The organism is Nocardia sputorum, from assembly GCF_027924405.1.
Taxonomy (GTDB): domain Bacteria; phylum Actinomycetota; class Actinomycetes; order Mycobacteriales; family Mycobacteriaceae; genus Nocardia; species Nocardia sputorum.
In genome coordinates, this window is record NZ_AP026978.1 from 644,527 (window position 1) to 658,054 (window position 13,528).

Annotated in this window: 17 protein-coding genes; 6 read left to right on the plus strand and 11 right to left on the minus strand. The window is 69.6% G+C overall.

The window, feature by feature from the left end; translation table 11 throughout:
- Nucleotides 1-36: 36 nt before the first annotated feature.
- Nucleotides 37-693, plus strand: a complete 657-nt coding sequence (purN, locus tag QMG86_RS02740) for a phosphoribosylglycinamide formyltransferase (RefSeq protein WP_281880735.1) — start codon at nt 37-39, stop codon at nt 691-693.
- On the plus strand, nt 690-2,261 hold the full coding sequence (gene purH, locus QMG86_RS02745; RefSeq protein ID WP_281877487.1) for a bifunctional phosphoribosylaminoimidazolecarboxamide formyltransferase/IMP cyclohydrolase: 1,572 nt from the start codon (nt 690-692) through the stop codon (nt 2,259-2,261). The genes purN and purH overlap by 4 nt, the downstream gene beginning before the upstream one ends.
- Before the next feature lie 203 nt (nt 2,262-2,464).
- Here purH and QMG86_RS02750 read toward each other — a convergent pair whose 3' ends face one another.
- Complete coding sequence (locus QMG86_RS02750) at nt 2,465-2,926, minus strand: hypothetical protein (RefSeq protein ID WP_281877489.1); 462 nt, start codon at nt 2,924-2,926, stop codon at nt 2,465-2,467.
- Between the two features lie 212 nt (nt 2,927-3,138).
- Here QMG86_RS02750 and QMG86_RS02755 point away from each other — a divergent pair, with 212 nt between their 5' ends.
- Entirely contained in the window at nt 3,139-3,723 is a 585-nt protein-coding gene (locus QMG86_RS02755) for a LysM peptidoglycan-binding domain-containing protein (protein WP_281877493.1), read from the plus strand.
- Nucleotides 3,724-3,803: 80 nt separating this feature from the next.
- Here QMG86_RS02755 and rpsR read toward each other — a convergent pair whose 3' ends face one another.
- From rpsR to rpmB, 4 genes are read right to left on the minus strand one after another with little or no spacing between them, the layout of a single operon-like run.
- Nucleotides 3,804-4,058 (minus strand): 30S ribosomal protein S18, encoded by a 255-nt coding sequence (rpsR, locus tag QMG86_RS02760; RefSeq protein ID WP_011211513.1) that lies wholly within the window; start codon nt 4,056-4,058, stop codon nt 3,804-3,806.
- 34 nt (nt 4,059-4,092) lie between these two features.
- Nucleotides 4,093-4,398: a 30S ribosomal protein S14 gene (rpsN, locus tag QMG86_RS02765; RefSeq protein WP_281877495.1), complete on the minus strand. Its 306-nt coding sequence runs from the start codon at nt 4,396-4,398 to the stop codon at nt 4,093-4,095.
- 1 nt (nt 4,399) lies between these two features.
- The gene (gene rpmG / locus QMG86_RS02770; RefSeq protein ID WP_019049259.1) at nt 4,400-4,570 is read right to left on the minus strand and encodes a 50S ribosomal protein L33; all 171 of its coding nucleotides are present in this window, start codon (nt 4,568-4,570) and stop codon (nt 4,400-4,402) included.
- Between the two features lie 10 nt (nt 4,571-4,580).
- Nucleotides 4,581-4,817, minus strand: a complete 237-nt coding sequence (gene rpmB, locus QMG86_RS02775; RefSeq protein WP_043697994.1) for a 50S ribosomal protein L28 — start codon at nt 4,815-4,817, stop codon at nt 4,581-4,583.
- A gap of 102 nt (nt 4,818-4,919) precedes the next feature.
- Between rpmB and mrf the strand changes: the two genes are divergently transcribed.
- The 3 genes from mrf to rpmF are packed head-to-tail and all read left to right on the plus strand — an operon-like array spanning nt 4,920 to nt 6,704.
- Nucleotides 4,920-6,272, plus strand: coding sequence for a ribosome hibernation factor-recruiting GTPase MRF (mrf, locus tag QMG86_RS02780; protein WP_281877498.1), 1,353 nt, complete (start codon nt 4,920-4,922; stop codon nt 6,270-6,272).
- On the plus strand, nt 6,269-6,529 hold the full coding sequence (locus QMG86_RS02785; RefSeq protein WP_281877499.1) for a type B 50S ribosomal protein L31: 261 nt from the start codon (nt 6,269-6,271) through the stop codon (nt 6,527-6,529). Before mrf ends, QMG86_RS02785 begins: the two co-directional genes overlap by 4 nt.
- A gap of 1 nt (nt 6,530) precedes the next feature.
- Nucleotides 6,531-6,704 (plus strand): 50S ribosomal protein L32, encoded by a 174-nt coding sequence (gene rpmF / locus QMG86_RS02790; protein WP_281877501.1) that lies wholly within the window; start codon nt 6,531-6,533, stop codon nt 6,702-6,704.
- A gap of 453 nt (nt 6,705-7,157) precedes the next feature.
- Here rpmF and QMG86_RS02795 read toward each other — a convergent pair whose 3' ends face one another.
- From QMG86_RS02795 to QMG86_RS02820, 6 genes are all read right to left on the minus strand, one after another.
- On the minus strand, nt 7,158-8,207 hold the full coding sequence (locus tag QMG86_RS02795; RefSeq protein ID WP_281877502.1) for a DUF1906 domain-containing protein: 1,050 nt from the start codon (nt 8,205-8,207) through the stop codon (nt 7,158-7,160).
- 152 nt (nt 8,208-8,359) lie between these two features.
- Nucleotides 8,360-9,160 (minus strand): MHYT domain-containing protein, encoded by an 801-nt coding sequence (locus QMG86_RS02800; RefSeq protein WP_281877503.1) that lies wholly within the window; start codon nt 9,158-9,160, stop codon nt 8,360-8,362.
- The gene (locus QMG86_RS02805; protein ID WP_039801302.1) at nt 9,153-9,710 is read right to left on the minus strand and encodes a GTP-binding protein; all 558 of its coding nucleotides are present in this window, start codon (nt 9,708-9,710) and stop codon (nt 9,153-9,155) included. Before QMG86_RS02805 ends, QMG86_RS02800 begins: the two co-directional genes overlap by 8 nt.
- A gap of 100 nt (nt 9,711-9,810) precedes the next feature.
- A complete protein-coding gene (locus QMG86_RS02810; RefSeq protein ID WP_040782732.1) occupies nt 9,811-10,182 on the minus strand; it encodes a DUF742 domain-containing protein in 372 nt (123 codons plus the stop codon).
- 7 nt (nt 10,183-10,189) lie between these two features.
- Nucleotides 10,190-10,600 carry a roadblock/LC7 domain-containing protein gene (locus QMG86_RS02815; protein WP_039801134.1) on the minus strand — a complete coding sequence of 137 codons (411 nt, stop codon included), beginning with the start codon at nt 10,598-10,600 and terminating at the stop codon, nt 10,190-10,192.
- Nucleotides 10,597-13,362 (minus strand): sensor histidine kinase, encoded by a 2,766-nt coding sequence (locus QMG86_RS02820; RefSeq protein WP_281877505.1) that lies wholly within the window; start codon nt 13,360-13,362, stop codon nt 10,597-10,599. Before QMG86_RS02820 ends, QMG86_RS02815 begins: the two co-directional genes overlap by 4 nt.
- Nucleotides 13,363-13,528: the final 166 nt, after the last annotated feature.

The following is a 13,528-nucleotide window of genomic DNA, read 5'->3' on the forward strand; positions in this document are numbered from 1 at the left end:
ATCCATCCGCCATCCGAACGATCAGGGAGTAGAGCGCTGACGTCCTCGCACGCCTCGTGGAAGCCCGCAGCTACGCCGGCCACCGTCGTCGTGCTGGCATCGGGCACCGGCTCGCTGCTGCGCGCCCTGCTGGACGCTACGGCCGCCCCCGGTTACCCGGCGAAAGTCGTCGCGGTCGGTGTCGACCGGCTCTGCGCGGCCACCACACACGCCGACGCCGCGGGCGTGCCGCATTTCCGGGTGGCGGTGAAGGACTTCCCGGATCGCGCCGCCTGGGACGCCGAGCTCACCGAAGCGGTCGCCGCGCACAACCCGGATCTGGTGGTGTCGGCGGGCTTCATGCGATTGCTCGGCCCAGCCTTCCTGGACCGTTTCGGCGGCCGCATCATCAACACCCATCCCGCCCTGCTCCCCGCCTTCCCCGGCGCGCACGGTGTGCGTGACGCGCTCGCCTACGGCGCGCGGGTCACCGGCTGCACCGTGCACCTGGTCGACGAGGGCGTGGACACCGGACCGATCCTCGCGCAGGAGGCGGTGCCGGTGCTGCCGGGTGACGACGAGTCCGCCCTGCACGAACGCATCAAAGTTGTCGAGCGACGGTTGCTGGCGGAGGTCGTCGCCGCCGTCGCGACGCGAGGCATTGTCTCCGACGGACGAAAGGCAGTTATCCCAGATGAGCGAGTTCTCCGGTGAGTGAACGCAAGCCGATCAGCAGGGCGCTGGTGAGCGTCTACGACAAGACGGGTCTCGTGGAGCTCGCGACCGGTCTGCACGCCGCCGGCATCGAGCTGGTCTCGACCGGGTCCACCGCGGGCCGGATCGCGGACGCGGGCATCCCGGTGACCAAGGTCGAGGACCTGACCGGGTTCCCGGAGACCCTCGACGGCCGGGTCAAGACGCTGCATCCCCGGGTGCACGCGGGCATCCTGGCGGACTCGCGCAAGCAAGAGCACGTCGACCAGCTGGCCGAGCTCGGCGTCGAAGCGTTCCAGCTGGTGGTGGTCAACCTCTACCCGTTCACACAGACCGTGGCGAGCGGCGCGACCCCCGACGAGTGCGTGGAGCAGATCGATATCGGCGGGCCGTCCATGGTGCGCGCCGCGGCGAAGAACCACCCGTCGGTGGCGGTGGTCGTGGACAGCGGCGATTACGACGACGTGCTGGCCGCGGTGCAGTCCGGCGGCTTCACGCTGGCCGAGCGTACGGCGTTGGCGGCCAAGGCGTTCCAGCACACCGCGAGTTACGACGTGGCTGTCGCGAGCTGGATGACCAACGTGTTGAGCGCCGGTGACGCGGCGGAGGACACGGAGACCCGCTTCCCCGGATGGCTCGGCGGCACCTGGGAGCGGTCGGCGGTGCTGCGCTACGGCGAGAATCCGCATCAGTCCGCCGCCCTGTACGCCAACGCCGACGGCAACCCCGGTCTGGCGCAGGCGCGGCAGTTGCACGGCAAGGAGATGTCGTACAACAACTACGTCGACGCCGACGCGGCCTGGCGCGCCGCCTACGACCACGAGGCCCCGGCCGTCGCGATCATCAAGCACGCCAACCCGTGCGGCATCGCGCTCGGCGGCGACATCGCCGAGGCGCACCGCAAGGCGCACGCCTGCGACCCGGTGAGCGCGTACGGCGGGGTGATCGCGGCGAACCGCGAGGTCACCGTGGAGCTGGCCGAGCAGGTCGCCGAGATCTTCACCGAGGTGATCGTCGCGCCGTCCTACGCCGACGGCGCCGTGGAAGTGTTGCAGCGCAAGAAGAACGTGCGCATCCTCGTCGCCGAGGCACCGGTGCGCGCGGGCGCCGAACTGCGCCCGATCAGCGGCGGGGCGCTGCTGCAACAGCGTGACGTGCTGGACGCGCCGGGCGACGACCCGGCGCACTGGACGCTGGCCGCGGGCGAGCCCGCCGACGCGGAGACGCTCGCCGATCTGGCCTTCGCCTGGCGCGCTTGCCGGGCCGTGAAGTCCAACGCCATTCTGCTCGCGCACGACGGCGCTTCGGTCGGGGTCGGCATGGGGCAGGTCAACCGCGTGGACGCGGTCGGCCTGGCGGTCCAGCGGGCGGGAGACCGCGCCAAAGGTTCGGTGGCGGCCTCCGACGCCTACTTCCCGTTCCCGGACGGTCCGCAGACCTTGATCCAGGCCGGTGTCCGCGCCATCGTCCAGCCCGGCGGCTCGGTGCGCGACCGGGAGACGATCGACGTCGCTCGTGAGGCGGGCGTCACCCTCTATCTCACCGGGGCCCGTCACTTCGCCCACTGAGATCGGTAGTACTGGAACGCCGCGTCGGATCGAAGGTCCGACGCGGCGTTTCGTTCCGGCGGCGATGACGCGGCCGCGGATTGCTCACCGGAAGGCGCTTCGGCTGAACATCGGCGCAAGCCGGTAGCTACCTGGCCTCCCGGATGGGGAAGGCGGAGGCGAATCCGTGCGGCGCGGAGGCCCCGGCCATGCGGTACGGCGTCCTAGACGGCGCTGAGCACGGTGCGGTTGCCGAGCGGTTCTTTCAGCGGCACCGCCAAGGTGCCGAACACCGCGATCATGGTGCACATCCGGCCGACCGCCTCGGCGCGGCTGCCCGAGCGCAGTTCGACGGTGACCGTCGACGCGGTCTCGGTGACCGTGGCGTCCACGCCGTAGCACTCCGGCGATCCGGTCTCGAAGTTCACCGCTATCTTGTTGTCGCCCAATCGAGTCCACGATTGGAACGGGATCGGATGCGCCCCCACGATGGTCGGATCGGCGGTGAACTCGTTGCCTTGGTTCCCGCGTGGGTCCTCGCTCGGCGTGCGCGGCGCGGCGCTCGGGGTCGCGCTCGTGCTCGGCGGTTTCGCCTCGTCGTCCGAGCCGCCGCAGCCCGCGGCGGCGAGACAGGCGAGCACTACGGCGACAGCTGTGGCGGCGCGTCCGGCCTGGATCCGATCCATACCGACACCCTAGTCCGGGCGCTCGTTCGCGTATCGCCACGGCGGGGGCGTGGTGCACTGGGACGAACCCCACAGTGAACTTTCCGCGAACCGTGCGCGTAATGGCTCCGAAAAACGTTCGAGGGCAGTAAGTTCTGCGGGGATGCGCGCCAGAGCTGTTGCGGCGCAAATCATGTCGGATGCTCTACCAGCTTTTCCGGAAAGGAAGTATCGTGGCCGACACGCTGCGCGTAGGGGAAGAACTCGGGCGGGGTCAATCCCTCCAGGGCGGGGCTTACACCCTCACCCTGCAGGACGACGGCAATCTAGTGCTGTCCGAGCCGGGCGGAAATGTAGTGTGGGCCACCCAGACGCATGACCAGGGTGTGGAGCGGGCCGTGCTGCAGGACGACGGCAACTTCGTGCTCTACAAGAGTGACGGCGCTGCCTGGGCGACCGAGACCAACGGCCGGGCGGCCGAGCGGCTGGTCGTACAGGCCGATCGCAATGTCGTGCTGTACGGCGCGGACGGCGGCGCGCTGTGGGCTTCGGGCACCAACACCGACACTCCGCTGCCCGCCCCGGAGCCGGCGGCGGAACCGGTGCACGAGCAGGTCGCGGCCCCGGCCGCGGAGGAGGTGCCGCCTCCGCCGCCCGCCCCCGAACCGCGCACCTACACCGTCGAGCCGGGCGACACCCTGTGGGCGATCGCCGAGCGCTTCTACGGCGACGGCAACCGCTACCAGGAGATCGCCGACGCCAGCGGCATTCCCGACCCGGACGCGATCAACCCGGGACAGGTGCTGACCATCCCGTGATCCGGATTCGGTAGCGACGACGAAGACCCCCGGCGCAGGCGCATCGGGGGTCTTTCGGCTCGCTCGTGGGCGGAGTACGCCTACCGGCTGGTGAACGGCAGCAGCGCCATCTCACGGGCGTTCTTCACCGCGACAGCGACCTGGCGCTGCTGCTGCGGGGTGAGCCCGGTGACCCGGCGGCTGCGGATCTTGCCGCGATCGGAGATGAACGTACGCAGCAGGTTCACGTCTTTGTAGTCGACCGTCTCGATGCCGGCGGCGATGAGCGGGTTCTTCTTCGGACGGCGGGCCTGCTCGGCGCGAACCTTCTTCGACGGTGCTCGCTTGACTGCCATATGACGAGTTCCTTCTCACGAGATCAGTGGTTGTCTACCAGCTCGATTTGTGCACACCGGGCAACTCGCCCCGGTGGGCCATCTCGCGCACACGCACACGGGAGAGTCCGAACTTCCGGAGATGACCGCGCGGTCGTCCGTCGGCGGCGTCCCGATTGCGCAATCGTACCGGACTGGCGTCGCGCGGCTGCCGCCGCAGTTCGGCCTCGGCGGCCGCGCGTTCGGCCTCGGGGGTGCCCGGCTTCCGGATGAGCTCCTTCAGCTCCGCGCGACGTTCGGCGTAGCGCGCCACGATCGCCCGGCGCTGCTGATCGCGGGCGATCTTCGACTTCTTGGCCATCTCAGCGCTCCTCGCGGAAGTCGACGTGCTTGCGCACCACCGGATCGTATTTGCGCAGCACGAGCCGGTCCGGATCGTTGCGGCGATTCTTGCGGGTCACGTAGGTGTACCCGGTGCCTGCCGTGGACTTCAGCTTCACGATCGGGCGGATGTCGGTGGATTTCGACGCCATGGGTCGCTCCTCAGATCTTGTCGCCGCGTGCCCGGATCCGGGCCACCACGGCCTCGATTCCGTCCCGGTCGATGGTCTTGATGCCCTTGGCGGAGACGGTCAGCGTGACGCGCCGGCCTTCGCTGGGCAGGTAGTAGGTCTTGCGCTGGACGTTCGGGTTCCAGCGGCGGCTGGTCCGCTTGTGCGAGTGCGACACGGACTTGCCGAATCCGGGCTTGCGCCCGGTGACCTGGCAATGGGCCGACATCCGGACTCCCTCCAGTAGATGACAATCGTTTTCGACAATGCTTGCCCGGCAATGTACCGTGACGTGACAGCAAATGAAAATCGTTACCGAAAGGGGTTGCCGGTGGCTGCGGCAGATTCCACCCTGGGACCACCCGAGTCCGACCGCAGAACGCCCGTGGTGGTGCTCACCGGTTTCGCCGGACTCGCCGCGGCGGGCGTGGATCGCGCGGCCGCGGTGCTGGGCATGGCGCCGGGTACCGTCGTGGTCCGCCACGACCTGACGCAACTGCGGGAAGGCATCGTGCACCGCACGGTGCGCACCGCCACCCGGGAGACTTCGGCCGTGCTGGAACTCGCACACGGCTGCGTCTCCTGCACCCTGCGGACGGATCTGCTTCCGCTGCTGTGCACCCTCGCCCGGCGCGACTCGGTGGAGCGCATCGTGCTCGCGCTGGACCCGGCGTTCGAGGCAGAAGCGGTGTGTCAAGCCGTCGAGCACGTCGTGGTCGCCGGTGTGCACGGCCGTGTCGACGGCCCCGCTGGGCGCGACGTGCGGGTGGAGGCAGTTCTGACCTGCCTGGACGCCGGCGCCTGGCTCGCCGACGCGACCGGCGACGAGACGCTCGCCGAACGCGGTCTCGCCGCCGCCGACGACGACCGCACGGTGGCGCAGGTCGCGGTCGGGCAGGTCGATTTCGCCGACGCCGTGATCGCCCTCGGCGCCGTCACCGCGCACACCGCGCTGCTCGGCGAGGCCGCGGCCGAGCGTGGCAAGCTCGCGGCCGTACTGGCCAGGCTGATCCCCGGCGCGCCCGTCGCCTGGCTGGGGGAACCGAGCTCGATCACACCCGCCCTGGTGGAAACGCTGATCACGCGCGTGCCCGCCGATTCGCGACGCGGCCGCGTGTTCGACGCGCACGCACCGCTGCTGCGCGGCCGTCCGCCCTTGACCAGTGATTACGGCGTGGAACTCGTGGAGTTCGCCGCGGCGCGGCCGTTCCATCCCGCGCGCCTGCACGAGGCGCTCGACGTGTTGCTGGACGGCGTCGTGACCGCGCGCGGGCGGGTATGGCTGGCCACCCAGCCCGATGAGGTGGTGTGGCTCGAATCCGCCGGTGGTGGCCTGCGGGTGGGCGGCGCGGGGCGCTGGCTGGCCGCGATGCCGGAAGCGGAACTGTCCACGGTGGACCCGGAGCGGCGCGCGATGGCCGCCCTGCGCTGGGACGAGCGGTTCGGGGATCGGGACATCTCGCTGTCGATCCTGGTGCACGACGCCGATCCGGCGGAGATCCGCGAGGCGCTGCACTGGGCGTTGGTGGAGGACGACGAGTTGCGCCTGGTCGAACGCGCCCCCGAGCGGGTCGCCCTATGGGAGGACCCGTTCGGCGAATGGCACGCCGATCCGTGCGCGGCCGACGAGGAGGCGGGGCAACCCGCGCAGGAAGCGAAAAGCCCGAGAGGAGAGACGAAGTGAAGAAGGGTATCCATCCGGACTACCACCCGGTGGTCTTCGAGGACGTGAGCACCGGCAAGCGATTCCTCACCCGGTCCACGGCCACCAGCGCCCGCACGGTGGAGTGGACCGACGGCAACACCTACCCGTTGCTGACGGTGGACGTCACCGCGGACTCGCACCCGTTCTGGACCGGCGCGCACCGCGTGCTGGACACCCAGGGCCGTGTGGAGAAGTTCGAACGCAAATACGGCAAGCGCGCGCGAAAGGAATCCTGAGATGGCGGTACCGAAGCGGAGGATGTCGCGGTCGAACACCCGCAGCCGCCGGTCGAATTGGAAGGCGGCGCCGGTGGACTTGGTGCCGGTGACCGTCGGGGGCGTTGTGCGTCAGGTGCCGCGCCGGTTGGTGGCGGCCGTGCGGCGCGGCCTGATCGACATCGAGAAACTCTGAGCGCCGAGGTCACGAGCAGGGGCGCGCCGACTGCGTGATTGCTCGGGTGGTGCTGCCGAGTCTCCGGACGATGTGGATGCTGGTCAATCGTCCGGAAAAGGGCACTTCGGCGACCTCTGGCGAAAATTTTCAGGTGACCACAGAGCGTGTCAGCTATTTATCAGCTACCGATGTGTCCTGCATCACGTCGCACTATTGCGTGCTGGACGATTGCGATCGAGTAGCCAGGTGGTGAAATCCGGATGGGCGGTAGGTTTTTGGCCGACGAAAAGTTCGCCGAAAATGATGCGCTCGCGGCCGGATACCGGTACCCTCGTCGTCGAGGGCGGGTTCTCTTGGTTTCCAAGAGAACCCGTCCATCGCCAATTTCGGGCCCTGTCTCGCCGGGTTCCACTCTCCCCGAGGCGCTTCCGCCGCCGACCGCGCGGATGCGGCCGTGGCGCGGTGTGTGACTCAGTTCTTCGAGGTCAGCGCCGCCGGCCCGTCCTCGCCGCCCGGTGTCCGGCGCGCGTCACCATCGTGTCCCGGCAGTCCCGGAAGGTCCGGCAGCAACGCCTCCAACCGCGCCAGTTGTTCGCCGACCAGCGCGGCGGGGCCCTCGATCAGCGACAGCGGCCACGGCCAGTGCCGCCCGTTCCAGCGCTGCACCTGCTCGGTCAACTCGGCCGTCGTCGCCTCCAGTTCGCTGATCTCGGTACGCAATTCGCCAACTTGCGTTCGCAACTCGGCGGATTCGCGCTCCAGAGCAGCGATTCGGGCCAGCGCAGCGGCCAGTCCGTCCACCAGCGTCCGATTCCGGCCGTCGGCATCGGCGCCCAGCTGCGGCCAGCCCGACAAGTCGGGTCCGCGCAATTGGATCTGGATGTCGCGCAGCACTGCCTCTTGTTCCGGCGTCACGTCCGGATCCTCCCGTTCGACGAAATCCCACTGGCCGAAATCGATCGTCTCGGCCTCGTTGACGTCACAGCGCACGCCGCCGACGGTCACCTGGCGTCGCGTCTGATGAATGGCCCTTCTGCTCTCCACATTCGTGCCGGACCAGGCGTCGGTCTGCCAAGCCCACGTCGCGTATCCGGCGTCCAGGGCGCGACTGACCGTCCAGTACCCGCCGTAGATACCGACATCGGCGCGGCCGAGCACGGTCGCCGCACCGTCCAGATAGGCGTTGATGCGCAACTGATCCTGCTCGGTGGCATCGAAATCCGCGGAGAAATAGATGGGCCGGTCCACCCGGCCGCCGCAGCGCAGCACCTGGGCCAGGGCCGCGCGCGCGTCCACGATGCCTGCGCCGTACCCGTCGAGCATCCGCGCGGCCGTGGTCTCCCAATTGGAGACGATCGAGACACCGTGCGTCCGCAGATCGTTCGCCTCGGCCGGGGTGAGCAGCTTGCCGGGCAGGCTAGGGCCGCCGTCGGACAGATACCGCACCACGAAGTCGTACCCCGCCGCCCGAATCGCCGCGCCCCCCGGACGTCCCGCGGCGTAGTCGAGACCGAAACGCATGGCTTCCACTGTAAGTGGGCCCGGTGGGTGAATCCGCGGCATCACCGAATCCGGGCCGTCCACCGGGGGCGGATCAGCGACAAACGGCCGAGCAGCCCGGTAGCGCGCCGCGAATCAGGACCGGAAGTCGCGAAGGAGTCCGCGCGTCCGGATCAGCGAGCGGGCTCCAGCTTCGGCCGTCGCGGCTTCGGCGGGGCGGCCAGCTCGCGGCGATCCGGCGCGATCAGCACCGCGGAGATCGGCACGGTCAGGGCCAGCAGGCCGATGACGAACATCGGGAACACGAAGTCGAACAACTCCATGCCGCCGGGCACCTTCGCCGTCCGGTCGACGTCGAAATGCAACGCGGCCAGCGCCAAGTAGTAGGTGGCGGACACGCCGACGCCGAACAGCAGCACGGTCGCCGCGCGGGCCAGCGGGAAGCGCATGGTCTGGAACAGCCACAGCGTCGCGGACGCGGTGATCACCCCGATCACGGCGGAGACGACGGTCAGCCAGGCCGTCACGCCGACCGATCCCTGGATCTCGAGCGAGCCGATGCCGAGATAATGCGTGACGCCGATGCCGAGGCCAAGCACCGCGCCGCCGGGCAACAGCAGCGCGAGCCGCGGTGTGCGCCCGATGATCAGCAGCGCCGCGAAGACGGCCACGATGGACACCACCAGGGCCGCGACCAGCCGGCCCGGGTCGTAGCGCATCGCGCTACCCGGCACCTTCAGGCCGAGCATGGCCACCGACGTGGCCAGCCACACCCCCACACCGCCCAGCGAGATCGCCGCCGAGACCAGCCACACGAGCCGGAACTGGACCGAGCGCGCGCCGTGCACGATGCAGGCGAGGCCGACCACCGCGCCGAGCACCGAGATGCCCAGCGACAGCGCGACCAGCCAGTAGCCGAGGGCGAACTGGTCGACGGACGCACCGCCTGCGGCCAGCACCGCGACCTCACGCATGGCGGGCGGTTCCTTCCAGTTCACTGGCCTTCAGCTGCGCGATCGCGTACTCGGTGACCGCGGCCAGCGCCTGGCGCACCTCGATCGCGTTGCGCGCGTCGATGTCCACGATCGGCACGCCCTCGCGCACCGAGAGCGCTTCGCGCAGTTCCGCGATGGGGAAGCGCGGCGCGTCCGGGAAGCGGTTGACCGCGATCAGGAACGGTAGCTTGCGCGCCTCGAAGAAGTCGACCGCGGCGAAGCTGTCCTCCAGCCGCCGGGTGTCGATCAGCACCACCGCGCCGATCGCGCCGCGGATCAGGTCGTCCCACATGAACCAGAACCGGCGCTGACCGGGCGTGCCGAACAGATAGAGCACCAGGTTGCCCGGCAGGATGATCCGGCCGAAGTCCATGGCGACCGTGGTGGTCTCCTTCTCCGGCGTCTCGGCGAGATCGTCTATGCCGTCGGAGTAGCGGGTCACCATCGCCTCGGTGCGCAGCGGAACGATCTCCGACACCGCGCCGACGAACGTGGTCTTGCCCGCGCCGAAACCGCCCGCGACGACGATCTTCGTCGAAGCAACCCGATTCTCGAAGCCGTCCGGCCCGGGGGCACTTCCCGGTCCGAGATTCCCACTTGGCCCGGGATGTCCACTGGGCCCCGAATTCCTATAGGGCGCGGAGTCCACGCAATGTCCTCTCCATCAACGAACGTCGCTCGTCATAGCTCGCCTCTTCGGTCAAAGTCGAATGCACGCGCATGGTGCCGTCGACGACCAGGTCGCCGATCACCACTCGGACCATGCCGAGCGGCCGGTCCAGATGTGCCGCGATCTCCGCGACCGACAGCCGATGCGTGCCGAGTCGCAATATCTCGGTGCGGATGTCGCCGGTCGGCCAGTCGAGATGTGCAGTGTACGACAAGGTTTCGATGACCGCCTCCAAAGGCAGGTCGATCGCGGGTTCGGTGCGCCCCGAGGTCAGGGCGTAGGGCCGGACGCGCGTTGTCGGCCGTGGTCCGGGGCCGTATGGATTGGACATCGCACACTCAGACAGCGGTGCGCGCGGTCGCGGTGACCACCGAACCCACCCGATCGACCAGCAGTGCCATCTCGTAACCGATGCGGCCGATATCGTGCGACTTGTTCGCCAGCACGGCCAGATGCGAGCCGTTGCCGACGCTCATCACCAGCAGGTAGCCGCGCTGCATCTCCACGATCGATTGCATCACCTTGCCGCCGTCGAACAGCGAGGCCGCGCCCATGGACAGACTGGCGAGTCCGGCGGTGACGGCGGAGAGCTGTTCGGCGCGGTCGCTGGGCAGATGCGGACTGGTGGCCTGCAACAAGCCGTCCGCCGATACCAGCACCGCATGGGACACGCCGGGCACATCTCGGGTGAAGCGGGCGACCAGCCAGTTCAGATTCTCGTCCGTGGTGCTGTTGTTCGCGTTGGTCATGCAAGCCCTCCGTCGTTGTACTGCGCATTGGCCCGCCCGCTGCGGACCCCACTGAGATGCCTGGTCAGGTTGTTGCGAATTTCTTCCGGATCGCGCGTGCCCGCGTCCTCCGCCGGTGCCAGGCCGCCGGGCACCAGCTGGGCGCCCGGCCTGCGGATCGGCAGCCCGCCGACGGTGCGCGCGGTGGTGGTCGGATGGCTGGCGTCTTCGGCGGCCAGCCAGCCCGCGTCACCAGGCGAGGACCACGAGCTTTCCGGCGATGGCGAGGTCGAGGGCTCGACCAGCCATTCCGAGACCATGCGCTGATAGATGGGGGTGGGGGAGGAACCGGCGACCGGCTGCAGCCGGGAGGAGGTCACCGTCGCGGGATCCGGCGCCGCCTCCTGCGGTGGTTCGGCGGGGGCGACCGGCTTCCGGATCGGAAGACCGGATCGCGCGGTGGTCTGCGGCGCGGGCGCCTGGCTCGGCACGGCAGGCGTGGGACCGGTGGTCGGCTCGTCGTCCTTGACCTCGGTCCACAGATCGGTGCGCGCGGGCTGCTGCTCCCGCTCGACGGCCTGCTCGCCGGTGGCGGGCGTCACCGGGGCGAACGGGCCGGTCGGGGTGCGGTCGTCCGAGCGCGGGGTGAGCACCGGCCACGGCTGGGTGGCAGGCTGGTCCGCCGGGCTGACCGACCGGCCGACCGGCGTGGAGACCGAGGGCTGGTCCGGGGCGTCGGCGACGCGGATGGCGGGACGGCGCTGCGGCAGGCCGGAACTCGTCACGCCGAAACGCGCGGTGTCGCGCTGCGGCAGGCTCGGGACGGGGACCAGGTTGCGCGGCTGCGCCCCGGTGGGCGGGGTGGCGAGCGAGGGCAGCTGGTGCTCGGCGGTGAGGTCGAGCGGCTTGCCCGCCGGGTCGGTGGCGTCCATCGGCGGCGCGACCAGCGCACCGGGCAGGTGCACGCTGGCGGTGATGCCCGGCTGCTGCGCCATCGTCGACGTGCGGCGCAGGCTCACCGTGATGGTGTGGCGCTTGGCCAGGCGGCCGACGACGAACAGGCCCATGCGGCGCGCGGTCTCGACGGTGACCTCACCACCGGAGGCCAGCCGGTCGTTGGTGGTCTGCAGGTCTTCCAGGGACATGCCGAGGCCGCGGTCGGTGATCTCGATCAGGTAGCCGCCGTCGACGGCGCGCGACACCATCACGGTGACCGGCGTGGTCGGCGGCGAATAACGCAGCGCGTTGTCGATCAGCTCGGCGAGCAGGTGCTCGATGTCGACGGCGGGCTCGCCCGCGACGATGCCGTCGGGCACCGCGCCGATCTCGACGCGCTGGTAGTCCTCGACCTGGGAGACCGCGCTCCACAGCATGTCCGACAGCGGCACCGGGTGCAGCTGTCCGCGGCGCAGCGCGGTACCGGCGAGCACCAGCAGGTTGTCGCCGTTGCGGCGCATGCGGGTGGCCAGGTGGTCGAGGCGGAACAGGCTCTGCAGCCGGTCGGTGTCGTCCTCGTCGTGTTCGAGGTCCTCGATCAGCGCCAACTGCTGTTCGACCAGCGATTGGCTGCGGCGCGACAGCGTCTCGAACATGTTGCCGATCTGCAGGCGCAGGCGGGCCTGGTCGGCGGCGAGGTTGAGCGCCTGCTCGTGGATCTCGTCCACGGCGCGGGCCAGCTGGCCGATCTCGTCGGTGGTGTGCACGGCGACCGGGGTGATCTCCGGGGTGGTGCCGCCCGCGCGCACCACGGCGAGTTCGTCGGGCAGCTTGATGTGCGCCACCTCGAGCGCGTCCCGCCGCAGGCGGCGGACCGGGACGACCAGGGTGCGCGCCACCGACAGGGCCAAGGCCAGGCCCGCGAGCAGCATGCCGATGACGATCGTCGTCTCCCGCAGCGCACCGGCCTGAGCTTCGGTGGTGCGGGCGGCGAGCGCGCCGTCGATGGTGTCGATCAGCTGCGCGGTGGTCTTCTCGTAGGTGTCCGAGCTGACCAGCAGCGAGTCGATGACGGCCGGATTCGATGCCGGGTCGGCCACGTTCTGGCTGAAGGTGCCCAGACGGGTCTGCACCGCGTCCAGCAGCGGGCGCATGTTGCCCGCGTAGTCCGGCAGGATCTGCGCGTACTGGTAGATCATGGTGATCTCGGCGCCCGCGGCGACCAGCACGCGGGGCCGCACGCTCGGGTTGCGGCCCGCGTCCGGCGAACCGATCAGCATGCGCTGCTGGGTGAGCACGCGCCGGGCGGTCTGCACCGACGCCAGCTGCAGGAAGTACCGCTGGATGACCAGGTCGTCCACCGACGGCGACAGCGCGAGCGCGTTGCCGATGCGGACCATGATCTCGTCGGACTGCTCGCCGACCATGGCGGGCGAGCCGTTGCGCAAGCTGTTGCGCATCGTGGTGCCGGTGGCGATGGCCGAGGCGAGTTCGGAGGTGACCCGGCCGCTGACCTTGGTGGTCTGCAGGGCGGCTTCCAATTCGGCCAGCGCCTGGTCGAACTTCGTCAGCGCGGCGTCGGTCTGCGGGTCCGCGGTGTTGCCCCAGGTGGCGGTCGCGGTGACGCCCAGTTGCTCGGTGGCCGAACCGAACTTGACGATCGGCCGGATGATGATGGCTTGTTCGGTCGCCGCGTCCAACTGCGCCATGGTGCGCAGTTCGTTGTTGATGCGGAGCACGGCGAAGACGGTGGCCAGCAGCACCGGAAGCACCAGCACCACGCCAACCTTGCGGGTGACCGACCAGTTCGACAGGCTGAATTGCCAGGACCGCGGTGCAGCTTCCATCCGCTTCCGTCGCCTCCGCTTCACCAGTGACCTCGGGCGCGCGTGGCTGTTCGGTATTGATTCAACCCGCAAAGAACCAACTAGAGGTCTTCTTTTTACCGCACGGAACATACCGTGCAGAGGGGGCATCGGCAATCCGGGGGAGCCGCTCCGCAATTTACCGAAT

Bases quoted from the DNA above. Each gene is read 5' to 3' on its own strand.
- QMG86_RS02750 (WP_281877489.1), bottom strand. From the start codon at position 2,926: ATGGATCGGATCCAGGCCGGACGCGCCGCCACAGCTGTCGCCGTAGTG.
- rpsR (WP_011211513.1), bottom strand. From the start codon at position 4,058: ATGGCAGTCAAGCGAGCACCGTCGAAGAAGGTTCGCGCCGAGCAGGCC.
- rpsN (WP_281877495.1), bottom strand. From the start codon at position 4,398: ATGGCCAAGAAGTCGAAGATCGCCCGCGATCAGCAGCGCCGGGCGATC.
- rpmG (WP_019049259.1), bottom strand. From the start codon at position 4,570: ATGGCGTCGAAATCCACCGACATCCGCCCGATCGTGAAGCTGAAGTCC.
- rpmB (WP_043697994.1), bottom strand. From the start codon at position 4,817: ATGTCGGCCCATTGCCAGGTCACCGGGCGCAAGCCCGGATTCGGCAAG.
- rpmF (WP_281877501.1), top strand. From the start codon at position 6,531: ATGGCGGTACCGAAGCGGAGGATGTCGCGGTCGAACACCCGCAGCCGC.
- QMG86_RS02795 (WP_281877502.1), bottom strand. From the start codon at position 8,207: ATGCGTTTCGGTCTCGACTACGCCGCGGGACGTCCGGGGGGCGCGGCG.
- QMG86_RS02800 (WP_281877503.1), bottom strand. From the start codon at position 9,160: ATGCGTGAGGTCGCGGTGCTGGCCGCAGGCGGTGCGTCCGTCGACCAG.
- QMG86_RS02810 (WP_040782732.1), bottom strand. From the start codon at position 10,182: ATGTCCAATCCATACGGCCCCGGACCACGGCCGACAACGCGCGTCCGG.
- QMG86_RS02815 (WP_039801134.1), bottom strand. From the start codon at position 10,600: ATGACCAACGCGAACAACAGCACCACGGACGAGAATCTGAACTGGCTG.
- QMG86_RS02820 (WP_281877505.1), bottom strand. From the start codon at position 13,362: ATGGAAGCTGCACCGCGGTCCTGGCAATTCAGCCTGTCGAACTGGTCG.